This is a genomic window from Thauera sedimentorum, from assembly GCF_014489115.1.
Taxonomy (GTDB): Bacteria; Pseudomonadota; Gammaproteobacteria; order Burkholderiales; family Rhodocyclaceae; genus Pseudothauera; species Pseudothauera sedimentorum.
Map to the genome: position 1 here is coordinate 1,242,071 of NZ_JACTAH010000001.1, position 24,453 is coordinate 1,266,523.

A 24,453-nucleotide genomic window follows, 5' to 3' on the forward strand; every position below is an offset into this window, starting at 1 on the left:
CGACTACCAAAGCATTTTAGAGTCACATCTGGAGTTTTGCTGTTCACGCAGCTCTTGCTATTTGTGTAAATAGATTGACAGATAAAGTTGCCTGTTCCTAGAATGAGCTCACTTGTGAAGGAGGTGTCACGATGGAGTTCAGTCTTAGTCCGGAGCAGCAGGCGTTGGTCGAAACTGCTGCCAGGTTTGCCCGAAGCCGTTTGGCGCCAGGCTACAAAGCGCGTGAGCAGGCCGAGTGTGTCGAGCGTGAAGTGATCGAAGAAATGGGCGCCCTCGGTTTGCTTGGTCCCGAGCTGTCGGAAGAGGCCGGCGGGCTAGGTGTCGACTGCGTAACCAGTGGTCTTTTGCTCGAACAGATCGCCTACGGAGACTTCAACGTTTCGTATGTCAATCTGCTGGTCTCCTTGTGCGGGCAGATCGTTGCCACGCATGGACGCTCAACCGAGGCGCAGGAGTGGCTGGCCGAAGTGGTTGCCGGCCGCAAGACGATTGCCATTGCGCTCACTGAGCCGAGTGCGGGGTCGGATGCTGCGCGCCTCAAGCTGAAGGCGGTACGTGACGGCGATGACTACGTGCTTTCGGGCGAGAAAACCTCGATCTCGATGGCGACTCAAGCCGACGCGGCTGTGGTCTTTGCGCGCTCAGGGAGCGAAGCCGATGGTGCGCGCGGCATCTCCGCTTTCTTGGTACCGATGGACCTGCCGGGTGTTACACGCACAACGTTTGACGACATCGGCACCCGGCCGGTCGGGCGCGGCTCCATCTTTTTCGATGGCGTGCGAATCGGCAAGCACATGATGCTCGGCGACGAAGGTCAGGGATTCGTTCAGGTGATGCAGGGCTTTGACTACAGCCGGGCGCTCATCGGTCTGCAGTGCATGGGTGTGGCCCGCGCGTCGCTGGATGAAACCTGGCGCTACGTACAGGAGCGCGAAGCCTTCGGCAAACCGATTGGCGACTTCCAGGGCGTGAGTTTCCCGCTGGCCGAAGCCGAGACCATGTACGAGGCCTGCCGTCTGCTGTGCCTGCGCACCCTATGGCTGAAGGACAACGATCTGCCGCATACCGCCGAGGCGGCGATGTGCAAGTGGTGGGGTCCGAAGCTGGCCTGCGAAATCATCCATCAGTGCCTGCTGACGCACGGCCATGGCGGCTACGGGGGCGATTACCACTTCGGTCAGCGATATCGCGATGTTATGGGTCTGCAGATCGGTGACGGTACGGCGAACATCATGAAGATGATCATCGGCCGCCAGAAGATTGCGCAGTACAGGGTCTAGCGCACCAGGGAAAGCCCCCTACAGCCGGGACATGTTTTTCTGCAGCAGGCTGATGTAGTGGATGAAGGCAAGGCGGTCGTCGAAGGAAAGACCCTTCAAGGCTTCGTCATAGAACTGGTGAATCGGGTCGGCGAGGGCGGTCCATAGCTCCTCGCCCTTCGGGGTGAGGCGCACCTTGCGCGAGCGCCGATCCTCCTCGCCGGTGATCCGCTCCAGATAGCCGTCGCGTTCGAGACGGTTGAGCAGGCCGGAAAGGTTCTGGCGGCTGACTAGCAGGTAGCGGGACAGCTCGCCGACGCTCATGCCGCCCTGTGCCTTGGGACGCGAGAGTGCACCGAGCACTGACCACTGTTGGGTCGTGACGCCGAACTCGTCGAGAGCCTGGGTGCCCTTGGTGTGCAAGGTGTTTGCAGCCTGAAAGAAGCGGAAAAACAGGCGGTTGTTGATCTCGATGGAAGCGAGGCTCTTTTCGGCGGACAGGTCTTTCATCGGTTAGGTCGTCGTTTTTGGTTGAGCAGTATTGAAACGCAGAGCTGGCATCCCGGGCAATGGGGCACGGCAGATTCACGTCACAAAAAGGAGAAGCAGGAATGAAGGGACTCAAGGACAAGGTGGTGATCGTTACCGGTGGCGGCGGTGGCATCGGTTCGTCGATCTGCCGTCGTTTTGCCGAAGAAGGTTCGGCGGTGGCCGTGTTCGACATCAACAAGGATGCAGCGGAAACGGTGGCTGCCGGTATCCGTGATGCGGGTGGCAAGGCGCTGCCCTTCGCGGTCGACCTGACCAGCCAGGAATCGGTGATCGCTGCGGTGAGCGCTGCGGAAGCCGCGCTCGGCCCGACCGATGTGCTGGTCAATAACGCGGGCTGGGATCACGCAGCGCCCTTTCTGAAAACCGACAAGGCGCTGTGGGAGAAGATCGTCGCGGTCAATCTCTACGGTGCGCTCTACATGCACCACGCGGTGCTGACGGGCATGGCTGAGCGCGGTCGTGGCCGTGTGGTCAACGTGGCCTCCGATGCCGCCCGTGTGGGCTCCTCGGGTGAGGCGGTGTATGCCTTCTGCAAGGGCGGTCTGGTGTCTTTCTCCAAGACCATGGCGCGCGAACTGGCGCGCAAGCAGATCAACGTGAACGTGGTCTGCCCGGGGCCGACCGATACCGCACTGTTCCGCGACTTTGCCGGCGAAGGCGAGAAGGGCGAGAAGCTCAAGGAGGCGCTCACCAAGGCGATTCCCTTCGGCCGCCTCGGTCAGCCGGATGACCTGGCCGGCATCGTCGCTTTCCTGTCCAGCGATGAGGCTTCGTTCATCACCGGCCAGATCATCAGTGCCTCCGGTGGCCTGACGATGGCCGGCTGAGTCTGACGACCTGCCCACACGTTCCAACAGCAAGGAATTCACGAACATGCAATACGAAGACATCCTCTACACCAAGGCCGATGGCATCGCCACCATCACCATCAACCGCCCCAAGCAGTTCAACGCCTTCCGCGCCCAGACCTGCGAGGAAATGATCCACGCGTTCAAGGACGCGGATTTCGACAAGAGCATCGGCGTGGTCGTGCTCACCGGTGCGGGCGAAAAGGCCTTCTGCACCGGCGGTGATCAGGGTACGCAGGACGGCGGTTACGGTGGCCGCGGCGTCATCGGTCTGCCGATCGAGGAAGTGCAGAGCGCGATCCGCGACATCTCGAAGCCGGTGATCGCGCGCGTCAATGGCTACGCGATCGGTGGGGGAAACGTGCTGGTGACGATCTGCGATCTGGCCATCGCCTCCGACAACGCCCAGCTCGGTCAGGCCGGACCGCGCGTCGGCTCGGTCGACCCCGGTTTCGGTACCGCGCTGCTGGCGCGGGTTGTGGGCGAGAAGAAGGCGCGTGAAATCTGGTACCTGTGCCGTCGTTACACCGCCCAGGAAGCGCTGCAGATGGGGCTGGTCAACGCCGTGGTGCCGCAGGATCAGCTCGATGCCGAGGTGAAGAAGTGGTGCGACGAAATCGTCGAAAAGAGCCCCACGGCCATCGCGCTGGCGAAGAAGTCCTTCAACGTTGATACCGAAATGATCCGTGGCATGGGCGGGCTGGCAATGCACGCGCTCAAGCTCTACTACGAAACCCCCGAATCGGCCGAAGGGGGCAACGCCTTCCGCGAAAAGCGCAAGCCGGAGTTCCGCAAGCACGTCAAGTAAGACGGTACGGCGCGGCACGAGACCTCTCTCTCCCTCCACTCGTGCCGCGCCGCGACCTCCTGCCTTTGCCTTCCCCCAATAGCCTCGGAGACTGACAAGAATGATCCGCGACCAGGAAACACTGAACATACTGCTGGACACGATCTCGCGCTTCGTGCGCGAACGCCTGGTGCCGGCCGAGGCCACGGTTGCCGAGACCGACCGGATTCCCGACGACGTGCTCGAAGACATGAAACAGCTGGGTCTGTTCGGCATCTGTCTGCCCGAGGAGCACGGGGGCATGGGGCTGACGATGGAAGAGGAGGTGCTGCTGACCTTTGAGATCGGCCATACCTCCCCGTGTTTTCGCTCCATCTTCGCCACCAACAACGGCATCGGGGGCCAGGGTATCGTCATCGACGGCACCCCGGAGCAGAAGGCCTTCTATCTGCCGAAGCTCGCCAGCGGCGAGATCATCGGCTCCTTCGCACTGACCGAGCCGGACAGCGGCTCCGATGCAGCCAGTGTGCGCACCACCGCCATACGTGATGGCGACTTCTATGTGCTCAATGGCACCAAGCGCTACATCACCAACGCGCCCGAGGCTGGCATTTTCACGGTGATGGCGCGTACCGATCCGGCAAAGAAGGGCGCGGATGGCATCTCGGCCTTCATTGTGGAGAAAGGTACCCCCGGCCTGTCGTTGGGCGTGCCGGACGAGAAGATGGGCCACAAGGGCTCCCACACCTGCGATGTGATCTTCGAGGACTGCAGGGTGCCGGCCGCCAACTTGATTGGCGGTGTCGAGGGCGTCGGCTTCAAGACCGCGATGAAGGTGCTCGACAAGGGGCGCATCAACATTGCAGCAATTTCCGTCGGCGTGGCCGAGCGCATGCTGGAAGACGCACTGCGCTACGCCTGTGAGCGCAAGCAGTTCGGCCGGCCGATTGCCGAATTCCAGCTTGTCCAGGCCATGCTGGCCGACAGCAAGGCAGAGATCTACGCCGCCCGCAGCATGGTGATCGATGCGGCACGCCGTCGCGACCTGGGGCTGGATGTCGGCACCGAGGCCTCGTGCGCCAAGATGTTCGCCTCCGAAATGTGCGGTCGGGTTGCCGACCGTGCGGTGCAAATCTTTGGTGGCGCGGGCTACTTGTCCGAGTACGGCATCGAGCGCTTCTACCGCGATGTACGGCTGTTCCGTCTCTTCGAAGGCACTACCCAGATCCAGCAACTGGTCGTCGCCCGCAACATGATCCGGGCCCACAACGGCTGACGCGCGCTGCGCCATACGCCGAATCGCAGGAATACAAAGGAGACATGGATGAAGAACACGTTCAAATGGGATGACCCGCTTCTGCTCGATCTGCAACTGGACGAGGACGAGCGCATGATCCGTGACGCGGCCGAGGCCTATTCGCAGGGCAAGCTGCTGCCGCGTGTGCAGGACGCGTTCCGTCATGAAACCACCGATCCCGCAATCTTCCGCGAGATGGGCGAGATGGGGCTGCTCGGGCCGACCATCCCCACCGAATACGGCGGCGCCGGTCTGAACTATGTGAGCTACGGCCTGATCGCGCGCGAGGTGGAACGGGTGGATTCCGGCTACCGCTCGATGATGAGCGTGCAAAGCTCGCTGGTGATGGTGCCGATCTTCGAGTTCGGCAACGAAGCCACCAAGCGCAAGTACCTGCCAAAGCTTGCCAGCGGCGAGTGGATCGGCTGCTTCGGCCTCACCGAGCCGAACCACGGCTCCGACCCCGGCTCCATGGTCACCCGCGCCCGCAAGGTCGATGGCGGCTACAGCCTCTCCGGCAGCAAGATGTGGATCACCAACAGCCCGATCGCAGACGTCTTCGTGGTCTGGGCCAAGGACGACGAGGGCAAGATTCGCGGCTTCGTCCTGGAGAAGGGCTGGAAGGGTCTGTCGGCTCCGGCCATTCACGGCAAGGTCGGCCTGCGCGCCTCGATCACCGGCGAGATCGTCATGGACGAGGTGTTCTGCCCGGAAGAGAACGCCTTCCCCGAAGTGCGCGGCCTCAAGGGTCCGTTTACCTGCCTCAACTCGGCGCGCTACGGCATCGCCTGGGGCGCACTGGGTGCAGCCGAAGACTGCTGGCACCGCGCGCGCCAGTACGTGCTCGACCGCAAGCAGTTCGGCCGCCCGCTGGCCGCCAACCAGCTCATTCAGAAGAAGCTGGCCGACATGCAGACCGAGATCGTGCTTGGCCTGCAGGCCTGCCTGCGCGTGGGACGCATGAAGGACGAAGGTATTGCCCCGGTGGAAATTACCTCCATCATCAAGCGCAATTCCTGTGGCAAGGCGCTGGATATCGCCCGCATGGCGCGCGACATGATGGGCGGCAACGGCATCTCGGACGAGTTCGGCGTGGCCCGCCACCTGGTGAACCTGGAAGTGGTGAACACCTACGAAGGCACGCACGACATCCACGCGCTGATTCTCGGGCGCGCGCAGACCGGCATCCAGGCCTTTTCGGGCTGACAAGACCGGATCGCGGAAAGGAGGAGACGATGACGGACAAGACTGCACAAGCAGCGGACGACCTGATTCTTGAAACGGCGGGACTCGTCAAAGAGTTCCGCGGCTTCGTGGCGGTCGACGGTGTGAACCTGAAAATCCGGCGCGGAGACATCCATGCGCTGATTGGTCCGAACGGGGCGGGCAAGACGACCTGTTTCAATCTGCTGACCAAGTTTCTGCAGCCCACGCGGGGCAGGATTCTGTTCAAGGGTCAGGACATAACCGGGGAGTCGCCCCAGTGCATCGCCCGCAAGGGGATGGTGCGTTCCTTCCAGATTTCGGCGGTGTTCCCGCACATGACCGTGCTGGAAAACGTTCGCGTTGCCCTGCAACGCAAGCTCGGCACCTCCTTTCATTTCTGGAAGTCCGATCGCAGCCTCGACTGCCTCAACGAGCGCGCGATGGCCTTGCTGGCCGAAGTCGGCCTGGAGAGCTACGCGCGGATGGTGACGGTGGAAATGCCCTACGGCCGCAAGCGGGCGTTGGAGATTGCGACCACCCTGGCGCTCGATCCGGAACTGATGCTGCTGGATGAGCCAACCCAGGGCATGGGCCTTGAAGATGTCGAACGGGTCATGGCGTTGATCAAGAAGGTGTCGGCCAACCGCAGCATCCTGATGGTGGAGCACAACATGAAGGTGGTGTCCGGTATCTGCGACCGCATCACCGTGCTGGCCCGCGGAGCGGTTCTCGCCGAAGGGGACTACGCCGAAGTGTCGTCCAACCCGGTGGTGATCGAGGCCTACATGGGCAGCGAGGCTGCCGAACTCGCGGGAGCCCACTGATGAGCGCCACGGAATACCTGCGTGTGTCCAAGCTGCATGCGTTCTACGGCGAATCGCACATTCTTCACGGCATGGATTTCACCGTGCGCCGTGGCGAGTGTGTGAGTCTGCTCGGGCGTAACGGAGCGGGGCGCACCACGACGCTGCGTGCGCTGATGGGCCTAACCGGCAAGCGCACCGGCTCCATCATGATCAATGGCCGGGAGGCGATCGGCATGGCGCCGCACAAGATCGCCCAGTTGGGTGTCGGCTATTGCCCGGAGGAACGCGGCATCTATTCAGGCCTGACTACCGAAGAGAACCTGATGATGCCGCCGCGTGTCGGCAGCGGTGGGATGAGTGTCGAAGAGCTCTACACCATGTTCCCGAACCTGGCGGAACGTCGCCACAGCCAGGGCACCCGTTTGTCGGGGGGCGAGCAGCAGATGCTTGCACTGGCCCGCATCCTGCGCACCGGCGCGCGCTTGCTGCTGCTCGACGAAATCTCCGAGGGCTTGGCGCCGGTTGTCGTCCAGAAGCTTGGGGAGGTCATTCGGGAACTCAAGCAGAAGGACTACACCATCGTCCTGGTCGAGCAGAACTTCCGTTTTGCGGCACCGCTGGCTGACCGCATGTTCGTGGTCGAGCACGGCCAGATCGCCATGGAAATCGCCCAGAGCGAACTGGCCTCGCGCATGGGTCACCTGCAGGAGATGCTCGGTGTATGACGCCTCCCGCCACCTTCCGCACCGTGGGTGCGGGTGCTACTCAATTCATCGGAGTCCTGCCAAATGACTGAAATATTCGGCATTCCGCTCGCTGCGTTGATGGGCCAGCTGATGCTAGGCCTCGTCAACGGCTCTTTCTACGCCCTGATGAGCCTGGGGCTGGCCGTGATCTTCGGCATGCTGCAGATCATCAACTTTGCGCATGGCGCCATGTACATGATGGGTGCGATGTTCGCCTGGATTGCGTTTGTACATCTCGGTGTTGGCTATTGGTGGTCGCTGTTGCTGGTGCCGGCCGCGGTCGGTGCCATCGGAATCGTCATCGAGCGCTCCCTTTTGAAGTGGATCTACAAGCTCGACCACCTCTATGGCCTGCTGCTGACCTTTGGGCTGGCGCTGATCATCACCGGCGGCTTCCGCTATGTGTTCGGCTCATCCGGGCAACCCTATTCGATTCCGCCGGCGCTTGCCGGCGCGGTCGACCTGGGCTTCATGTTCATGCCGAAGTACCGGCTGTGGGTGATCGTGGCCTCGCTTTTTGTGTGCCTATTCACGTGGTACATGATCGAAAAGACCCGCCTTGGCGCCTATCTGCGTGCGGCGACCGAGAATCCGGCACTGACTCAGGCCTTCGGCATCAATGTGCCGGTGATGGTGATGCTGACCTACGCCTTCGGTTCGGCCCTGGCCGGGTTCGCCGGAGTGCTGGCTGCGCCCACCACCCAGGTCAGTCCCTTGATGAGTTCGAACATGATCATCACCGTATTCGCTGTGGTCGTGATTGGCGGCATGGGTTCGATCATGGGGTCGATCATCACGGGGCTGGGGCTTGGGGTGCTGGAAGGGCTGACCAAGGTGTTTTACGCCCAAGCGAGCTCTACCGTGATTTTCGTCGTCATGGTCATCGTGCTGATGTTTCGGCCGACCGGCTTGTTCGGAAAGGAGAACTGAATGAGTGCCACGACCGCCCGGCTCGGCTATCTCGCCGCGCTCGTCCTGTTGCTCCTGGCGCCGGCCGCGATCTACCCGGTACTGATCATGAAGGTGCTGTGCTTCGCGCTGTTCGCGTGCGCCTTCAATCTGCTACTCGGCTATACCGGCTTGCTGTCCTTCGGCCATGCCGTATTTCTCGGAAGTGCCGCCTACCTGACCGGACATGCTTTGAGTGCCTGGGGCTTACCCACGCTCGTCGGTCTTGCCGTGGGCACTGCGGCGGCCGCACTGCTCGGCTTGGTGATTGGTGCGCTGGCGATTCGTCGGCAGGGCATCTACTTCGCGATGATCACCCTCGCCCTCGCGCAGATGATGTACTTCGTCTTCCTGCAGTCGCCCTTTACCGGTGGTGAGAACGGCCTGCAGGGCGTGCCGCGCGGCAGCCTCGCGGGTATCGACCTGTCAAATGACTATGCCTTGTACTACCTCGTGGTGGCGCTGTTTGCTGCGGCATTCTGGTTGATCCTGCGCACCATCCATTCGCCGTTCGGGCAGGCGCTCAAGGCCATTCGCGAGAACGAGGCGCGCGCGGTGTCGCTGGGCTACGACGTTGACCGCTACAAACTCCTAGCTTTTGTGCTCTCCGCTGGGCTTTCGGGACTGGCAGGTGCGCTCAAGGTGCTGGTGTTCGGCTTCGCGACCTTGACTGATGTCCATTGGCACACATCGGGCGAGGTCGTTCTGATGACCCTGCTGGGCGGCATGGGAACGGTCATGGGGCCTGTTGTTGGCGCGGGGGTGGTGGTGTTGCTGCAGACCGAACTGGCGGACAAGGTCGGTTCGCTGGTGACGGTGATCATGGGGGCACTCTTCGTGTTCTGTGTGCTGGTGTTCCGCCGCGGTATCGTAGGCGAGAGCGTCGCGCTCTATCGGCGAATGATCGGCGAGAAGACGCGTTGATCTGACTCATACTCCCCAAGGAAATCACAACTATGAATGCACCAGACCCGGTGGCGACGGTCAGCCGGATCGTCGATCAAGTGATGATCGGCCGCAGGTCGATTCGCCGCTTTCTGCCCGACGAGGTTGGTGAGGACATCCTGAGGGACATCCTGAACGTTGCCACGCGGGCACCCTCTGGCACCAATATTCAGCCGTGGCGGGTGCATGTGCTGACGGGTGCCACGCTCGGTCGCGTGATGGATGAAACCTGCAAGGCGTTTGATGTGGCGGATGGCAGCCATACGCCGGAGTATGACTACTACCCGCCCGAGTTCTTTGAGCCCTACCTGGCGCGGCGTCGAAAGGTCGGCTGGGATCTCTACGGGCTGCTCGGTATTGCCAAGGGCGACGGTCCGCGCATGAAGGTGCAGCACCGGCGCAATTTTGAGTTCTTCGGGGCGCCGGTCGGGCTGATGTTTACCATCGACCGGCGCCTCGGCAAGGGTAGCTGGCTGGATTACGGCATGTTTTTGCAGAACGTCATGCTGGCGGCTGATGCGCGAGGTTTGGGTACTTGCCCGCAGGCCGCCTGGATCGACTATCACCGCATCATCGAACATGTGCTGGATCTGCCGCCGAATGAACAGGTGGTATGTGCCATAGCACTTGGCCACCCCGACCCGCACGCGCCGGAGAACACCCTGGTGAGTGAGCGCGCGCCGCTTGAGGAGGTCGTTGTCTGGCATCGCTGATATCTGTGAAGGTGCCGACCTCGGCATCACCCCGATCACCTGCGTCCGGGTTCGTGCCCGGTGCGTTTGCGTGACCGGCGGGAAGATTCCCTGTTCAGTCTCCACGCTTCCCTGCCGGCCTTGCGCGGCTCGATGGTCCACCGTCGGGCCGTTTTTTTGTGCGTGCCGCATGGAAACGACAGGAAATTTCTTAAAGCAACCATACGTTTAAGTGTTTGTTGAATAACTAAGTAAATACATTGACTCAAAATGCTTGGACGGATATTGTCTGTGCAGCTAACGGGGTTCGTCCGCAGAACCCCTGTGTCCGACCGGAGAATCCTGAATGAGTGATGTACTTCTCGAACATCCACAGCCCCATGTCGCCTTGCTTCGACTGAATCGGCCTGAGGCGCGCAATGCGTTGAGTCAGTCACTGCGTGCGCAACTCGCCGAGCACTTTCGCGCACTTTCGGCCGACGAGACGGTGCGCTGTATAGTGCTGACCGGGAACGAGCGCGTCTTTGCCGCGGGTGCGGACCTGAAGGCCTTGCTCGACGCTGGACCGATAGAGGTACTGCTGCTTAACAATCAGCGCATGTGGGAGGCGATTGCGGGGTGCCCCAAGCCCGTCATCGCAGCAGTCAATGGCCATGCGCTGGGCGGTGGTTGTGAGTTGGCCATGCACGCGGACATCATCGTGGCTGGCCAAAGCGCCAGCTTCGGTCAGCCCGAAGTACGGGTTGGCGTCATCCCGGGCGCGGGAGGCACTCAGCGTTTGGCGCGTGCGGTGGGTAAGTTCAATGCCTTGCGGATGCTGCTTACCGGTGAGCCGATCAGCGCACCGAAGGCAGCCGAACTCGGCTTGGTCAGCGAGCTAGTGGCCGATGAGGAGGTGCTGCCTCGCGCCTTGGCGCTCGCCGGACAAATCTCCGCACTACCACCGTTGGCAGTCGCACAGATCAAGGAAGTGCTGTTGGCGGGTCTCGATGCGCCCTTGGATACGGCGCTGATGCTGGAACGCAAGGCCTTCCAGTTGCTGCTTGCCAGTGCCGACAAGCGCGAAGGCATGAGCGCCTTCCTCGAAAAGCGCGCGCCGATCTTCAGGGGATGCTGAGATGACGGATATCAATCGTCCAGATCTGCGATTAGGTATCGTCGGTGCTGGCCTGATGGGGCGCGGCATCGCACAGATTGCCGCCACAGCGGGCATTGAGGTCGTCCTGCACGATGCACGCGACGATACCGTGCGACAGGCCCGTCAGGCGCTGAGCGACACACTCGACATGCTGCGCGGCAAGGGCCGCATGACTGCTGATGAGGCCACCGCTGCGCTTGGGCGCATCCGTGTGGCTGACGCGCTGGCCGACCTGGCCGGCTGCGATGTGGTCGTTGAAGCGGTGGTGGAGGATCTTGCGGTCAAGCGCGAACTCTTCGCGGCGCTCGAAGCGGTGGTCACGCCGCACTGCATACTGGCTACCAATACCTCCTCGCTGTCGGTGACCGAAGTAGCCGCGGCGTGTCGCCACCCCGCTAGGGTGGCAGGTTTCCACTTCTTTAGTCCAGTGCCGCTGATGAAGGTGGTCGAAGTGATCGACGGCGTGCTCGGCGACCCGGCTGTGGGTGACAGCCTGATGGTGCTGGCGCAGCGTATGGGACACCGACCGGTGCGTGCCAGCGACACCCCGGGTTTTATCGTGAACCATGCCGGGCGCGGCTTTCTCACCGAGGCGCTGCGCATTGTTGGCGAGAACGTGGCGCCGTTTCATGTCGTCGACCGCATTCTGCGCGAGGCAGCAGGGTTCCGCATGGGGCCCTTTGAGTTGCTCGACCTGACCGGGCTGGATGTATCTCACCCGGTCATGGAGACGATCTACAACCAGTACTACCAGGAGGCGCGCTACCGCCCGTCACCGATTGCCCGCCAACGCATGAAGGCCGGCCTGCTCGGACGCAAGAGCGGACAGGGCTTCTATTCCTACGTCGATGGCAAGGGAGCGCTACCCGCCCAGCCTACGGCGCCGGCGTTGTCGGCGCGAGCGCTGTGGATTGCCGAAGGTGAGGGTGACGTGCGCGAACTCTTGCTCGTACGTTTGAAAACGGCCGGCGTTCCGGTGGATGAGGGCGCGCGACCCGCGGCCGACTCGGTCTGCGTGGTTCTGCCGCTTGGGCGAGATTGCAGCAGCTGTGTGGTTGAGGCCGGGTTGGACCCGGTACGTACGGTAGCGATCGATCCACTGTTCGTCGACCTGCATGCCACCTTGATGACCAACCCGCTCTGCGCTCATTGGGCTCGCGATGCGGTGTGGGCTGCAATGGCCGCAGCGGGCTGGTCGGTATCGGTGATTCGGGATAGCGCTGGCTGCGTCGTGCAGCGGGTGATGGCGATGATCGTCAATATCGCCTGTGACATGGCGCAGCAGGGAATCGCCTCGCCCGAGGATATCGACTGCGCGGTGTCCCTGGGGCTCGGTTACCCCAATGGTCCGTTGGCAATGGGCGATGCGCTGGGCGCGGGTAAAGTTCTGCGCATTCTGGAAAACCTGCACCAACTGTCCGGCGATCCGCGCTACCGCCCGAGCCCCTGGCTGGCACGCAGAGCCCGCCTGAACGCCTCCCTCCGCACGCAGGAAGGCTGAGCAATAAACGATCAAGGAATACGCTGATGTTGAATGCCTACATTTATGGCGGCCTGCGCTCGCCTTTTGGCCGTCACGGCGGCGCACTGGCGCCCGTGCGCCCCGACGATTTGGCCGCGGTGGTAATCACCGAGTTGATCCAGCGCTCGGGCTTCGATCCCGCGCAGATCGAGGACGTGGTCCTTGGCTGCGCGGCGCAGTCCGGTGAGGATAGCCGTAACGTCGCCCGCCATGCGGCCCTGCTTGCAGGGTTGCCGGCTACCGTGCCGGGGCAGACGGTCAACCGCCTGTGCGGTAGCGGTCTGGCGGCAGTGCTGGACTGTGCGCGGGCAGTCAGCAGCGGGGAGGGCGCACTCTACGTCGCCGGTGGCGTTGAAAGCATGAGCCGAGCACCCTTCGTGATCGGTAAGGCGGAGGCGGCCTGGAGCCGTGAGTTCAAAGTTTTCGATTCCACCATTGGCGCGCGTTTCCCCAATCCTGAGCTGGTGGCACGCTACGGCAACCACACCATGCCCGAGACGGCTGACATCGTTGCCACGGAACTGGGCATTGCCCGGGCAGAGAGCGACCGTTTTGCGCTCGCTTCGCAGACCCGCTACGCGAAAGCTCGCGCGGACGGTTTCTTTGCAGGTGAACTTCTGCCGCTTGCGGTACCCAATGGGCGGAAGCAGCCCCCGCGCCAAGTGGCCGAAGATGAGCATCCGCGCCCGGATGCCACCCTCGACAGCCTTGCTGCACTCAAGCCCCTGCATGGCGGTGTTGTTACCGCCGGCAATGCGTCCGGCCTGAATGATGGCGCGGCAGCCGTGCTCATTGGCAACCTGAAGGCCGGAGAGCGGGCGGGCGTCGAGCCACAGGCGCGGATTCTCGCCGGTGCGGTGGCCGGGGTCGAACCGCGCGTCATGGGTTTGGGGCCGGCCCACGCCATTCCCAAGGCGTTGGAGCGGGCAGGTTTGAGGCTGGCCGATATGGACGTGATCGAGATCAATGAGGCCTTCGCTCCCCAAGTGCTGGGCTGCTTGAAGCAGCTCGCCGTCGCTTTCGACGATCCGCGGGTCAATCCCAACGGTGGTGCGATTGCGGTCGGTCATCCGCTTGGCGCATCCGGGGCGCGCATCGCGCTGAGCGCGGTACGGGAACTGCGTCGACGCGGGGGGCGTTACGCGGTGCTAAGCCTGTGTATCGGCGTGGGACAGGGCATTGCGGTGGTGATCGAACGCTGCTGAGTGCTTTTCGGGGTGTAAAACCTCAACTGAAGGCACTGAATCAAACGATTGCTCAGGCCGGATCTCAGCGCAGCAGCAGCGTGGGGATCTTCGACGAACGCAGCAGGTCGGTGGTCTTGCTGCCGAGCAACAGGCTGCGCAGCGGCGAGTGGGCGTAGGCGCCCATCACCAGGATGTCGATCTCCAGCTCCTGCACCGCGCGGGCGATGACGCTCTCCGGGTCGCCCGGGAGGACTTGCGCCGGGGCCTCGAAGCCGGCGTCCTGCAGTGTCTTCTGCGCCCATTCGATCTGCTTGGGGCCGTCCTGACGGGCCTTGCCGGACATCAGCAGGTGCACCGGCAGGCCGCGGAACAGCGGGCTGGCGGCCACCATCTCCACGCCGCGCCGGGTGACGCCGCTGCCGTCGTAGGCGATCAGCACGCGGCGGGGCTCGCGGAAGCCCTCGGTGACGGTGAGGATGGGCTTGTGCAGCGAGCGCACCACGTGCTCGACGTTGCGTCCCAGGTCGCGCTGGGTGGTTTCGGCCGATTCGCCGCGCCGGCCGAGGACGAAGAGGCGCACGCCGGCCTCGTGCTCGGCCAGGGTTTCGCCCAGTTCGCCGTGGCGCTGGCGCATGTCCGGGGCGGGCACGCCGGCGTCGATGGCGCGCTGGCGGAGGCGGTTGAGGAAGATGCGGCCGGCCTCGCGCTCGTCGCGGGCGCGCTGGGCGTCCTTCTCGGACAGTTCGTTGAGCAGGTTCTCCTGTGCGTTGAAGCCGATGGCCCCGCTGTGGTCGTCGCCGGAGCCGATCTCCGGGTGGCGGTCGATGACGTGCAGCAGTTCCAGCGGTGCACTCATGCGCTCCGCGGCCCAGGCGGCGTAATCGGTAACGTAGTCGGCAAAGCGGGAGCGGTCCACGCAGGCCAGTACCTTGTTGTCGGCATTGATCTTGAGCTTGGTGTTCATGTCCGGTTCTCCGCTCAGTGGCCCATCAGCCGTTCGACGGCGTCGGGTTTGTCATGCACCGCGAAGCGGTCGACCATGGTGGCGCTGGCTTCGTTGAGGCCGATGATCTCCACCTCGGTGCCCTCGCGGCGGAACTTCACCACCACCTTGTCCAGCGCGCTGATCGCGGTGATGTCCCAGAAGTGCGCACGCGAGACGTCGATGACGACGCGCTCGATCACCTCCTTGAAGTCGAAGGCGGCGACGAAGCGGTCGGCCGAGGCGAAGAACACCTGGCCGAACACGCGGTAGCGGCGGGTGCGGCCTTCGCTTTCGGCCTTGGAGCCGATGTGCAGCACCATGCCGACCTTGTGCGCGAAGAAGAAGCCGGAGAGCAGCACGCCGACCAGTACGCCCTTGGCCAGGTCGTGGGTGAGCACGGTCACTGCCACCGTGGCCAGCATCACCACGCTGGAGCTCTTCGGGTGTTCGCGCAGGTTGCGGATCGAGCTCCAGTTGAAGGTGCCGATGGAGACCATGATCATCACCGCCACCAGTGCGGCCATCGGAATGCGGCTCACCCAGTCGCCGAGGAAGACCACCAGGATCAGCAGCACCACGCCGGCGGTCAGGGTGGACAGCCGCCCGCGGCCGCCGGACTTCACGTTGATCACCGACTGGCCGATCATCGCGCAGCCGGCCATGCCGCCGATGAAGCCGGTGGCGATGTTGGCCACGCCCTGGCCGACGCATTCGCGGTTCTTGTCGCTCCTGGAGTCGGTGAGGTCGTCCACGATGGTGGCGGTCATCAGCGATTCCAGCAGGCCGACCACCATCAGGGTGAGCGAGTACGGGAAGATGATCGCCAGCGTCTCCAGGGTGAAAGGCACGTCGGGGATGAGGAATACCGGCAGGCTGTCCGGCAGCTCGCCCATGTCGCCCACGGTGCGGATGTCCAGGTCCAGGAAGATCGCCACCGCGGTGAGCACCACGATGGTGACCAGCGGCGAAGGCACGGCCCGGGTGATGCGGGGGAAGAGGTAGATGATGCCCAGGCCGGCGGCGGTCATCGCATACACATGCCAAGTGACGTTGGTCAGCTCCGGCAACTGGGCCATGAAGATGAGGATGGCCAGCGCATTGACGAAGCCGGTGACCACCGAGCGCGAGACGAAGCGCATCAGGCGTCCGAGCCGCACCCAGCCGGCGACGATCTGCAGGACGCCGGTGAGCACGGTGGCGGCGAGCAGGTATTCCAGCCCGTGCTCCTTGACCAGGGTGACCATCACCAGCGCCATGGCGCCGGTGGCGGCCGAGATCATGCCGGGGCGGCCGCCGGTGAAGGCGATGATGGTGGCGATGGAGAACGAGGCGTAGAGCCCCACCTTGGGGTCGACCCCGGCGATGATGGAGAAGGCGATCGCCTCCGGGATCAGCGCCAGCGCGACCACCAGGCCGGCCAGCAGGTCGTTGCGGACGTTGGAAAACCAGTCCTGTCGCAGGTTCTTCATGTGTACGTGCCTTTCCGTCGGGCGGCTCGATGGCGTAGCCCTTGTTCGGGTCTGTCGGGTGTGGTCTTGCAGCGGCTGTCGCGGTGGACGGCGGCGGACTCGCGCGCGGGCGAAGGGCGTGATGAACGTGGTGCTCGCGTCGATGAGTCAGGTATTACACGGGTGGGAATCCGGTATGGAGGGCTGCAGGAACGCCGGCCCGGCGGCCGACGATGGACTGAGGGGCAGCACTATACAGAAATTGCTGCAGCGCAACAATGCAGGCACGCCGATGGAAGTGCCCGCCAGGCCTGCAGCGGCGGCAAGCCTGTCAGCCCCGCGGGCGAAGCTGCTCGGCGTCCAGCACGATGCCGTCCAGCCACACGCGGCCTTCCGCGTCGCGCGTCGGGCGGCCGCGCTCGTGCACGTGGCGGGTACCGCCGTCGGCATGGCGGATACGGTAGTCGAGGGCGTAGGATCGGTCGTCAGCGATCGCCTGGGCGACGGCCTCGTCGATGCGGCTGCGGTCCTCCGCAAAGCAGAGGTCGCCGAACAGTACGCGGCCGGACAGGAAGTGCGCGGCGGGATAGCCGGTGAGGTCCTCGATGCCCTGATCCACCTCGACCGGGTGGCGCAGGGTGTTGTCGGCCAGGCAGCGGTAGCTCGCACCGGGCAGGTTCCCGGTCAGCACGTCGAGACGATTGCGGTTACGGTCGAGTTCCGTACGCAGCACGGCGATCTGCCGCTTGCTGCGGGCCAGGACTGCAAGGACGGTCAGCAGGCCCAGGGTGAGCACCACCAGCGCGCCGGCCGCGACCGGCAGGACCGAGGCGTCGGTGTGGGCCACCGGACGCGCGCGTCGCTGGCCATCGTAGGGCGGCAGCGACAGCGCCTCCAGCAGCCGGCGCACCGGTTCGTAGTCGGCGGGGTAGGCCCATCCGGCATAGCCGCCCTGCCGGGCCGCGGGCGCGTCCTCCGGCAGGCTGAGGAGGGCGGCGGCAATCCGCCGGGCGAGCCGTTCGTCCACATGGGGTTGTATCGACAGCGGCCATTCCGGATAGAGGCGGGTCGACAGCAGGAAGGGAAAGCTCGGCAGCCGTTGCCTGTTGAGCACGCGCAACTGCCCGGGCGCGAGCCGGCCTTCGGCGAGCATGGCTTCGACGACCCCGGTGCGGACGAAGGCGGCATCGGCCTGGCCGGCAAGCAAAGCGTCCAGCGCGCGGTCGTGCGGCATGCCGGTAAACAGCATGGTGACGTCGTGCTGGGGGTCCAGGCCGGCTTCCTGCAGCACCTGCGCCTGCACCTGGTAGCCGCCCAGCGAACCGCGCTCGGGACTGGCCACCGTGGCGCCGCGCAAGTCGTCGATGTCCTGCAGATGCGCGTCGCCGGCGCGCACCGCGACGACGCCGCCGAAGGCGGTGAGATTGCGCCCCTGCTCATCGACGACCAAGGTGGCGATGCGCTGCAGCTGATGATCGGCATTCAGGACGATGTAGTGGCTCGGATTGGTCAGCACCAGATCCACCTGATGGCTGGCCACCGCCGCTTCGAGTTCCGGATAGCCCGCCGGGACGATCTCGAAGCGGTAGCCGGGCAGCTGGGCACCCAGATAGTCCGCAGTGGGCTGCCAGCGTGCCAGGGTGTCGGCCGCAGGCCGAAAGGCCAGCACGCCGATGCGCAGGGTCTGCGCGGCAGCCGCCTGCAGCGGCAGGGCCAGGGCGGCCATCGCCAGCAGGGCGATCGTGGCCAGCTGCCACGCTGCGGGGCGCCGCATGCTCATCCGCTGACCTGCGTGTCGCGCACGCGCTGGATGAAGGCCTCGACCGGCTCGGGACGGCAGTACAGATAACCCTGGTAGAGCATGGGCGTGCGCGAGGCGAGGAAGGCGGCCTGCGCCTCGGTCTCCACCCCCTCGGCGACCACGGCGATCTTCAGGTGATCGGCGATCGACAGGATGGCGTCGACCAGCGCGGCGTCGTTGGGGTCGGTGGGTGCGTCCTGGATGAAGCTGCGGTCGATCTTCAGCTCGTTGATCGGCAGGCGCTTCAGATAGGCCAGCGAGGAGTAGCCGGTGCCGAAGTCGTCGATCGAGAAGTGTATGCCCAGCGCGGCGAGCTCGGACATGGTGGCGACGGTCTGGTGCACCTTGTCGATCACCAGGCTCTCGGTGACCTCGAAGGTCAGGCGGCTGGCGTCCGCGCCGGTTTCGGCCAGGATGTCGCGTACCCGGTCGATGAAGCCGATGCGGTGGAACTGCCGCGGACTGACGTTCACCGAGATGCGCAGCGGGCTCTCGGCCAGGGCAGGCATGGTGAGCAGGCGGCAGGCGCGGCGCAGCACCCAGTCGCCCAGTTCGACGATCAGCCCGGTTTCCTCGGCGATGGGGATGAAGCTGGCCGGGGAGATCAGCCCGCGGCGCGGATGGTGCCAGCGCAGCAGGGCTTCGGCGCCGCGCATGCACCGTTCGCCGTCGTACTGCGGCTGCAGGTAGAGACGCAGTTCGTCATGCTCGACCGCGTGGCGCAGCTCGGCTTCGAGCATGAAGCGCATCTCCGCGCGGGCCTGCATCTCGGGTTCGAAGAAGCGCACGATGTTGCGTCCGGCGGCCTTGGCCTGGTACATCGCGGTGTCGGCCTGCTTGAGCAGCTCCGAGACGTCGCCGCCCTCGGCTGCAGGGAAGAGGGTGACGCCTATGCTCGCCCCCAGGGCGATCTGCTCGCCGTCCATCTCGAAGGGTTGGCTCAGCACGCTGCGCAGCTTCTCGGCCACGCTGCGGGCCATGTCGGCGGCCAGCTGCGGGTGGGGAGAGATCTCCGGCAGAAGCAGCACGAACTCGTCGCCGCCGAAGCGCGACAGGGTGTCGCTTTCGCGCAGTTCTGCCCCCAGGCGCTCGGCCACGGCCTTCAGCACGCGGTCGCCCATGTCGTGGCCGCGGGCGTCGTTGAGCGTCTTGAAGTAGTCCAGATCGAGCAGCAGCAGCGCGCCGTGGTGGCCCGAGCGGCGTGCCACCGCCACCGCGTGGGCGAGGCGGTCGTTGAGCAGGCGGCGGTTGGGCAGGCCGGTGAGCGGGTCGAAGTAGGCCAGGCGGGCGATCTCGGATTCCGCGCGGCGCCGGTCGGTGATGTCGCGGCCGATGCTCACCAGCCCGTTGCGGCTGCCGTCGGCATGGAAGAGCGGCACCTTGATGGTGTCGAACACCATGCTCTGGCCGTCGGACGTGGGGATCTTCTCCTCGATGCGCACCGCGGCCCGGTTGTTCCAGGCGTCGTCGTCGGCGCGCTCGTGGCCGAGCAGCGCACGGCGCGACTGACCCTGGCGGAAGGCCAGCTCTGCGTCGGTATGGCCCCGGTAGTCGGTTTCTGACAGGCCGAAGAGTTCCAGCGCGTAGCGGTTGGCCTGCTGCCAGCGGCCCTTGCCGTCCTTCAGGCGCACCACGTCGGGCAGGGCGTCGATCAGCGTGGAGAGCTCTTCCTCTCGCCGGGCGAGTTCGCGTTTGCTGCGGCGCAGGCGGACCATGCTCAGCACCAGCAGCAGGATGACGATCACCTGCGCGACGATCGCCCCCAGGAGGATGCGGTCGGTGGCCTCACGGGCGGACAGTGCCTCGCGCGTGCGCTGGTCCACCAGTTCCTCCAGACGGTTCTTGTAGTCCAGCAGGTCGGCCTCGGCGATCTGCTTGCCGGTGATGTCGTGGATGATGGAGAACAGCACCAGTTGCCCGTCGTCCAGCCGGACCGGCGAGGAATACACCTCCACCGTGCGGATCTCGCCATTGGCCAGGCGGTGCGGGAAGACGAAGTAGTTGCGCCGTTCGCTTTGCGCGCGGGCGCGCTCGGCGGCCACCTCGTCCGCGCCGAGGGCGTTGATCTCGTCGATGCTGCGCCCGATCAGCTTGCCCTGGCCGTAGCCGTAGAAACGGTCGGCGGCGGCGTTGGCATCCACGATGCGTCCGGTGACCGGCTCGATGAACATCATCACCGCGGTGTGCTGCTGGAACAGCGAGGACAGCAGGTCGTGCTGGGCCTTGGCCAGCGAGGCCACTGCGGTGGCGGCAACCAGCATCAGCGGCAGCATCGCCCAGCGCACGCGCCGGTTGCGGAGGGTGTTGGCCAGCGGCGCGAGGAACTTGTGGATCATATTCATTCGGTGGGTGTCTCTCCGGCCGCCCTGGCGGCATCGGCGGTGGTGGACGATGTTAGCCGTCCGTCTGTGTTCCCGGCGGGAAAGATCTGCCCCTGCGAGGCCAGCCAGTGGTCGAGCTGCTGTTCGGCGGGCTCGGGCCGGCCGGTGAGGTAGCCCTGGTAGAGCAGTGGGCCGCGGCTGCGCAGGAAGGCGGCCTGATCTTCGGTTTCGACACCCTCGGCGACCACGCGCAGGTTGAGGTGGCGAGCCACGGCCAGGATGGCGTCGACCAGCGCGGCGTCGTTGGGGTCGCTGGGCGCGTCCTGGATGAAGGCCTTGTCGATCTTGAGTTCGTGGATGGGCAGGCGCTTCAGGTAGGCCAGGCTGGAATAGCCGGTGCCGAAATCGTCGATCGAGAAATGGATGCCAAGCGCGGCCAGCTCGCTCATCTTGCCTACCGTGTCGGCCAGGTTGTCGAGCATCACCCCTTCGGTCACCTCGAGCAGCAGACGGGTGGGGTCGGCGCCGGTGCTGGCCAGCGTATGGCGCACGCGCTGGACGAAGTCCGCCTGACGGAACTGGCGCGGGCTCACGTTGACCGCGATGCGCAGCGGCAGATGGCTCATCTCCTGGCGGGCGAGCAGTTCGCAGCAGCGGGTCAGCACCCAGTCGCCCAGCGGGACGATCAGGCCGCTGTCCTCGGCCACCGGAATGAACAGGCCCGGCGGCACGAGGCCGCGCTGCGGGTGGCGCCAGCGCACCAGGGCTTCGGCGCCCTCCAGGCGGCCGTCGATACCGCACTGCGGCTGCAGGTAGAGCACCAGCTCGTCGTTCTCGATGGCCTGGCGCAGCTCGGATTCGAGCGCGAAGCGGGCCTGGGCCTGGGCACCCATCGCCGCCTCGAAGAAGCACACCGTGTTGCGCCCCGAAGCCTTGGCCTGATAGAGCGCGGTATCGGTTTCGCGCAGCAGATCGTCGGCACCGTCCTGGCCCTTGGGGAAGAGCGTCACCCCGATGCTGGCGGCGATGTGGTAGCGCGTGCCGTCGATCTCGAAGGCCTGCTCGAAGCGGTTGCGCAGCTTCTCGGCAATGTGGTGTGCGGCGCGGGCGGCGGCGTCGGCGGGCGGCCGCAGGTTGGGCAGCAGCACGGCGAATTCGTCGGCCCCCAGGCGGGCCAGGGTGTCGCCCTCGCGCAGGCCGTCCTGCAGGCGTTCGGCAACGCGGCGCAGCAGTTCGTCGCCCAGGGCGTGGCCGCGAGCGTCGTTGATGGCCTTGAAACGGTCGATGTCGAGTTGCAGCACCGCGCCGAAGTGCGAGCCCCGTCGGGCGGCCACCAGGGCCTGGGTGAGGCGGTCGCGAAACAGGCTGCGGTTGGGCAGATCGGTCAGCGCGTCGTGGTTGGACAGGCGGTGGATTGCCTGTTCGGCCGCCTTGCGTTCCGACAGATCGAAGAAGTTGGACACGAAGTGGGTGAGCGTGCCGCTTTCGTCGCGCACTGCGCGTACCGACAGCCACTGCGGATACACGTGGCCGTCGCTGTGCCGGTTCCAGATTTCCCCTTCCCAATGGCCCGGTCCGGTGATCGCAGCCCAGAGTTCGTCGTAGAAGGCAGCGTCCTGATGGCCGGATTTCAGCAGGCGGGGCGTCTGTCCGGCCACCGCGCCGGCGTCGTAGCCGGTGATGCGGGTGAAGGCCTGGTTGATGCGCAGGATGAAGCCCTGCGCATCGGTCACCATGATCGCCTCCGAGGTCTCGAAGGCCGCCGCCGCCAGGCGCAGGTCCCGCTCGGCCTGGCGGCGGGCGGTGACGTCGTGGGCGGAGACGAGGTCTGCTTGGTGGCCGAGCCAGTCGACCGGGTGGGAGATCAGTTCGACCTCGATGATCGAGCCATCCGCGCGGCGATGGCGCACCACGCCGGCGGCGTCGGGATGCTCTTCCGGCGTTGTGGCCAACTGGCCGGTCGTCAGCGCCAGAAAGCGTTCGCGCGGATAGCCGTAGTGTGCGATTGCGGCCTCATTCACCGCGAGCAGGGCGCCGGATGCCGAGTCTTGCACCCACAACGGCAGCGGATGGGCGTCGAAGAGGCGGCGATAGCGCGTTTCGCTGTCGCGCAGCGCGGCGAGGTTCGCCTGGATCTGCGCCTCCATGTGGTTGAAGGTTTCGGTCAGCCGGACGATCTCCAGCGGGCCAGAGGCGCGGATCGACGGTCCGCCCACACCGGCGGCCAGGCGCTTGGCGGCCTGGTCCAGGTGGTGCAGGGGGCGGGAAAGATGACGGTAGAGCCACACGCCCAGCAGCAGCACGAAGACGATGCTGCCCATGAACTCCGGCAAGCGCCCGGCGACCACATCGGCCTGCCCGGCGGCATAGGCCGCGCGCAGGTCGTAGGCCATGTAGAGCAGGCCCCGCGTGGCGCTGCGTTCGGCACTGCCGTCGCGATGCAGGAACACCGTGGCCAGCGCGTAGAGGGTGTCGCCGTCGTCTGCTACCGTCAGGCGCGGCACGCGCGAACCCTGCGGCCTGAGTTCGTCCTCGGGCAGTTCGTTCAGCACGCGGACCGCCGGCTCGCCTTTCCAGGCGAAGCGGTTGGCCATCAATACGCGGCCATCCGGGCCGATCAGGGCCACCGTGCGCACACGCGGATCGGTGGCAGCATGGGTGAGGTCTGCCTCGACGATACCGGGCGAGCGGTGCAGTTCGCGCTCGGCCATGCGCAACAGATGGCCGACCTCGGCCTGCAGGTCGGTGCGCGCGCTGTCGAGAATGTCCTTGCGTGCATGCCAGAGCGCGCTCGCCAGCGAAGTGCCGAGGATCACCGCCAGAGTGACGAGCAGGATGAGCGGAAGCTCGAAGCGCAGCGGCAGACGGCGGATCATGCGGCCTCCAGGTCGGGCAGGAAGCGGTGGTCGAACAGTCCGTCGAGCGATTGGCGCTGGGGCAGCAGGCCGTTGGCGAGCATGATGTCCTGCAGGCGCAGCGCAGTCTCGTGCAGCGCTGTGGCCGGCGGCAGGAGGAGTTCGCGGTTCTCGGCCGCGTCGGGCATGTGCAGGCCGGCCAGCGCCTTGCGCACGTCCTGGGGGGAAACGCCCAGCCGCGGGGCCATGCGGTAAGCCGCGTCCTGAGGCTGGGTGCGGGTGTGTTCGAGGGCGGTGAAGTGCGCTTCGACCAGGTGGCGCAGCGCGCCGTCCGAGCGTTCCAGCGCCGCAGGCGAGACGGCCAGCACATCGACGATGCGACCGGGAATCGCGCGGCTGTCGAATACCCGCACCGCACCGGAGGCCAGCAACAGCGAGGCGACCGGCTCGAAGGTCACCACGGCGTCCACACGTCCGGCGAGGAAGGCTTCGCGTTGCTGGTCGACGGTCAGCGGCACCCGCTCGACGCTGTTCGCCGGCATGTCGTTCAGTTCCAGCGCCGATGCCAGCATCAGCGCGCCGAGCGCGGTCTGCTCCAGGCCGATGCGGCCGCCGGCCAGGTCGGCCATGCGCCCGGTGCCGGGGCGGGCGAGGATCATGTCCGCGCCCGCCGAGAAGTTGAAGATCTGCACGACGGTGAGTTCCAGCCCTTCGGCGCGTGCGGTGAGCACCTCGTCCAGGGTCAGGCCCGCGCCTTCGACAGTGTCGGCGGCAAGCGCCTGCATGCAGTCGGTGGCAGAGAGCAGTTCGATCAGGCGGACACGGTCCGGGTCAATCAGTCCGAGTTCGCGGGCGAGATAGAGCGGTTCATAGCCCGGCCATTGATTGCTGGCGATGCGCAGCGGTGCCGCTGCGTGGCGGCATCCGGCCATGCCCCCGAAGCCCAGGGCGATGGCGCTCGCACACGCGCCGGCGAGAAAGCGTCGGCGGCTCGCGGCGGCAGGATGATGGGGGGGGCGGGAAGGCACGAATACAGGCTGGCGTGGCGGTTTGGGAGCGTTCCGGGCAGCGCCGACGGCGCAGGGGGAAATATTACGGAAGTCATGCTCA

Annotated in this window: 20 protein-coding genes; 13 read left to right on the top strand and 7 right to left on the bottom strand. The window is 65.2% G+C overall.

The genetic code is table 11. From position 1 onward, the window contains the following. Positions 1 to 131 precede the first annotated feature (131 nt). The gene (gene aliB, locus IAI53_RS05620; RefSeq protein ID WP_187717142.1) at positions 132 to 1,280 is read left to right on the top strand and encodes a cyclohexanecarboxyl-CoA dehydrogenase; all 1,149 of its coding nucleotides are present in this window, start codon (positions 132 to 134) and stop codon (positions 1,278 to 1,280) included. Positions 1,281 to 1,298: 18 nt separating this feature from the next. Here the strand turns inward: aliB and IAI53_RS05625 are convergent, their stop codons facing one another. Next, complete coding sequence (locus tag IAI53_RS05625) at positions 1,299 to 1,769, bottom strand: MarR family winged helix-turn-helix transcriptional regulator (RefSeq protein WP_187717143.1); 471 nt, start codon at positions 1,767 to 1,769, stop codon at positions 1,299 to 1,301. A gap of 101 nt (positions 1,770 to 1,870) precedes the next feature. Here IAI53_RS05625 and badH point away from each other — a divergent pair, with 101 nt between their 5' ends. The 12 genes from badH to IAI53_RS05685 all read left to right on the top strand — a co-directional run bounded on the left by badH (position 1,871) and on the right by IAI53_RS05685 (position 13,951). Further along, a complete protein-coding gene (gene badH, locus IAI53_RS05630) occupies positions 1,871 to 2,638 on the top strand; it encodes a 2-hydroxycyclohexanecarboxyl-CoA dehydrogenase (RefSeq protein ID WP_187717144.1) in 768 nt (255 codons plus the stop codon). A 46-nt stretch (positions 2,639 to 2,684) separates the two neighbouring features. Continuing rightward, positions 2,685 to 3,467 carry a 2-ketocyclohexanecarboxyl-CoA hydrolase gene (badI, locus tag IAI53_RS05635; protein ID WP_187717145.1) on the top strand — a complete coding sequence of 261 codons (783 nt, stop codon included), beginning with the start codon at positions 2,685 to 2,687 and terminating at the stop codon, positions 3,465 to 3,467. Positions 3,468 to 3,567: 100 nt separating this feature from the next. After that, positions 3,568 to 4,722, top strand: coding sequence for an acyl-CoA dehydrogenase family protein (locus tag IAI53_RS05640; RefSeq protein ID WP_187717146.1), 1,155 nt, complete (start codon positions 3,568 to 3,570; stop codon positions 4,720 to 4,722). A 48-nt stretch (positions 4,723 to 4,770) separates the two neighbouring features. Beyond that, positions 4,771 to 5,949: an acyl-CoA dehydrogenase gene (locus IAI53_RS05645; protein WP_187717147.1), complete on the top strand. Its 1,179-nt coding sequence runs from the start codon at positions 4,771 to 4,773 to the stop codon at positions 5,947 to 5,949. 29 nt (positions 5,950 to 5,978) lie between these two features. Beyond that, positions 5,979 to 6,773, top strand: coding sequence for an ABC transporter ATP-binding protein (locus IAI53_RS05650; protein ID WP_187717148.1), 795 nt, complete (start codon positions 5,979 to 5,981; stop codon positions 6,771 to 6,773). Beyond that, positions 6,773 to 7,480, top strand: a complete 708-nt coding sequence (locus IAI53_RS05655; protein WP_187717149.1) for an ABC transporter ATP-binding protein — start codon at positions 6,773 to 6,775, stop codon at positions 7,478 to 7,480. The genes IAI53_RS05650 and IAI53_RS05655 overlap by 1 nt, the downstream gene beginning before the upstream one ends. 63 nt (positions 7,481 to 7,543) lie before the next feature. Then, the gene (locus IAI53_RS05660) at positions 7,544 to 8,431 is read left to right on the top strand and encodes a branched-chain amino acid ABC transporter permease (RefSeq protein ID WP_187717150.1); all 888 of its coding nucleotides are present in this window, start codon (positions 7,544 to 7,546) and stop codon (positions 8,429 to 8,431) included. Next, positions 8,432 to 9,373, top strand: coding sequence for a branched-chain amino acid ABC transporter permease (locus IAI53_RS05665; protein WP_187717151.1), 942 nt, complete (start codon positions 8,432 to 8,434; stop codon positions 9,371 to 9,373). A gap of 32 nt (positions 9,374 to 9,405) precedes the next feature. Beyond that, positions 9,406 to 10,107, top strand: a complete 702-nt coding sequence (locus tag IAI53_RS05670) for a nitroreductase (RefSeq protein WP_187717152.1) — start codon at positions 9,406 to 9,408, stop codon at positions 10,105 to 10,107. Between the two features lie 325 nt (positions 10,108 to 10,432). After that, positions 10,433 to 11,203, top strand: a complete 771-nt coding sequence (locus IAI53_RS05675) for an enoyl-CoA hydratase (RefSeq protein WP_187717153.1) — start codon at positions 10,433 to 10,435, stop codon at positions 11,201 to 11,203. Position 11,204: 1 nt separating this feature from the next. Continuing rightward, the gene (locus tag IAI53_RS05680; RefSeq protein ID WP_187717154.1) at positions 11,205 to 12,725 is read left to right on the top strand and encodes a 3-hydroxyacyl-CoA dehydrogenase; all 1,521 of its coding nucleotides are present in this window, start codon (positions 11,205 to 11,207) and stop codon (positions 12,723 to 12,725) included. A 26-nt stretch (positions 12,726 to 12,751) separates the two neighbouring features. After that, positions 12,752 to 13,951 (top strand): 3-oxoadipyl-CoA thiolase, encoded by a 1,200-nt coding sequence (locus tag IAI53_RS05685; protein ID WP_187717155.1) that lies wholly within the window; start codon positions 12,752 to 12,754, stop codon positions 13,949 to 13,951. 64 nt (positions 13,952 to 14,015) lie between these two features. Here IAI53_RS05685 and IAI53_RS05690 read toward each other — a convergent pair whose 3' ends face one another. The 6 genes from IAI53_RS05690 to IAI53_RS05715 all read right to left on the bottom strand — a co-directional run bounded on the left by IAI53_RS05690 (position 14,016) and on the right by IAI53_RS05715 (position 24,275). Further along, positions 14,016 to 14,897 carry a universal stress protein gene (locus IAI53_RS05690; protein ID WP_222948170.1) on the bottom strand — a complete coding sequence of 294 codons (882 nt, stop codon included), beginning with the start codon at positions 14,895 to 14,897 and terminating at the stop codon, positions 14,016 to 14,018. Between the two features lie 14 nt (positions 14,898 to 14,911). Next, positions 14,912 to 16,387 (bottom strand): SulP family inorganic anion transporter, encoded by a 1,476-nt coding sequence (locus IAI53_RS05695; protein WP_187717156.1) that lies wholly within the window; start codon positions 16,385 to 16,387, stop codon positions 14,912 to 14,914. Positions 16,388 to 16,697: 310 nt separating this feature from the next. Then, complete coding sequence (locus IAI53_RS05700; protein ID WP_187717157.1) at positions 16,698 to 18,146, bottom strand: PhnD/SsuA/transferrin family substrate-binding protein; 1,449 nt, start codon at positions 18,144 to 18,146, stop codon at positions 16,698 to 16,700. After that, complete coding sequence (locus tag IAI53_RS05705) at positions 18,143 to 20,509, bottom strand: sensor domain-containing protein (RefSeq protein WP_187717158.1); 2,367 nt, start codon at positions 20,507 to 20,509, stop codon at positions 18,143 to 18,145. The genes IAI53_RS05700 and IAI53_RS05705 overlap by 4 nt, the downstream gene beginning before the upstream one ends. Then, the gene (locus tag IAI53_RS05710; RefSeq protein WP_187717159.1) at positions 20,506 to 23,364 is read right to left on the bottom strand and encodes an EAL domain-containing protein; all 2,859 of its coding nucleotides are present in this window, start codon (positions 23,362 to 23,364) and stop codon (positions 20,506 to 20,508) included. The genes IAI53_RS05705 and IAI53_RS05710 overlap by 4 nt, the downstream gene beginning before the upstream one ends. After that, positions 23,361 to 24,275 (bottom strand): ABC transporter substrate-binding protein, encoded by a 915-nt coding sequence (locus tag IAI53_RS05715; RefSeq protein ID WP_187717160.1) that lies wholly within the window; start codon positions 24,273 to 24,275, stop codon positions 23,361 to 23,363. The genes IAI53_RS05710 and IAI53_RS05715 overlap by 4 nt, the downstream gene beginning before the upstream one ends. Positions 24,276 to 24,453: the final 178 nt, after the last annotated feature.

What these genes read in the sequence shown, in the direction of transcription:
- IAI53_RS05705 (WP_187717158.1), bottom strand. Translation starts at nt 20,509, where the DNA reads ATGAATATGATCCACAAGTTCCTCGCGCCGCTGGCCAACACCCTCCGC.
- IAI53_RS05695 (WP_187717156.1), bottom strand. Translation starts at nt 16,387, where the DNA reads ATGAAGAACCTGCGACAGGACTGGTTTTCCAACGTCCGCAACGACCTG.
- IAI53_RS05700 (WP_187717157.1), bottom strand. Translation starts at nt 18,146, where the DNA reads ATGAGCATGCGGCGCCCCGCAGCGTGGCAGCTGGCCACGATCGCCCTG.
- IAI53_RS05715 (WP_187717160.1), bottom strand. Translation starts at nt 24,275, where the DNA reads ATGGCCGGATGCCGCCACGCAGCGGCACCGCTGCGCATCGCCAGCAAT.
- IAI53_RS05650 (WP_187717148.1), top strand. Translation starts at nt 5,979, where the DNA reads ATGACGGACAAGACTGCACAAGCAGCGGACGACCTGATTCTTGAAACG.
- IAI53_RS05625 (WP_187717143.1), bottom strand. Translation starts at nt 1,769, where the DNA reads ATGAAAGACCTGTCCGCCGAAAAGAGCCTCGCTTCCATCGAGATCAAC.
- IAI53_RS05665 (WP_187717151.1), top strand. Translation starts at nt 8,432, where the DNA reads ATGAGTGCCACGACCGCCCGGCTCGGCTATCTCGCCGCGCTCGTCCTG.
- IAI53_RS05675 (WP_187717153.1), top strand. Translation starts at nt 10,433, where the DNA reads ATGAGTGATGTACTTCTCGAACATCCACAGCCCCATGTCGCCTTGCTT.
- IAI53_RS05685 (WP_187717155.1), top strand. Translation starts at nt 12,752, where the DNA reads ATGTTGAATGCCTACATTTATGGCGGCCTGCGCTCGCCTTTTGGCCGT.
- IAI53_RS05690 (WP_222948170.1), bottom strand. Translation starts at nt 14,897, where the DNA reads ATGAACACCAAGCTCAAGATCAATGCCGACAACAAGGTACTGGCCTGC.
- IAI53_RS05645 (WP_187717147.1), top strand. Translation starts at nt 4,771, where the DNA reads ATGAAGAACACGTTCAAATGGGATGACCCGCTTCTGCTCGATCTGCAA.
- badH (WP_187717144.1), top strand. Translation starts at nt 1,871, where the DNA reads ATGAAGGGACTCAAGGACAAGGTGGTGATCGTTACCGGTGGCGGCGGT.
- IAI53_RS05680 (WP_187717154.1), top strand. Translation starts at nt 11,205, where the DNA reads ATGACGGATATCAATCGTCCAGATCTGCGATTAGGTATCGTCGGTGCT.
- IAI53_RS05710 (WP_187717159.1), bottom strand. Translation starts at nt 23,364, where the DNA reads ATGATCCGCCGTCTGCCGCTGCGCTTCGAGCTTCCGCTCATCCTGCTC.
- badI (WP_187717145.1), top strand. Translation starts at nt 2,685, where the DNA reads ATGCAATACGAAGACATCCTCTACACCAAGGCCGATGGCATCGCCACC.
- IAI53_RS05655 (WP_187717149.1), top strand. Translation starts at nt 6,773, where the DNA reads ATGAGCGCCACGGAATACCTGCGTGTGTCCAAGCTGCATGCGTTCTAC.
- IAI53_RS05660 (WP_187717150.1), top strand. Translation starts at nt 7,544, where the DNA reads ATGACTGAAATATTCGGCATTCCGCTCGCTGCGTTGATGGGCCAGCTG.
- IAI53_RS05670 (WP_187717152.1), top strand. Translation starts at nt 9,406, where the DNA reads ATGAATGCACCAGACCCGGTGGCGACGGTCAGCCGGATCGTCGATCAA.
- aliB (WP_187717142.1), top strand. Translation starts at nt 132, where the DNA reads ATGGAGTTCAGTCTTAGTCCGGAGCAGCAGGCGTTGGTCGAAACTGCT.
- IAI53_RS05640 (WP_187717146.1), top strand. Translation starts at nt 3,568, where the DNA reads ATGATCCGCGACCAGGAAACACTGAACATACTGCTGGACACGATCTCG.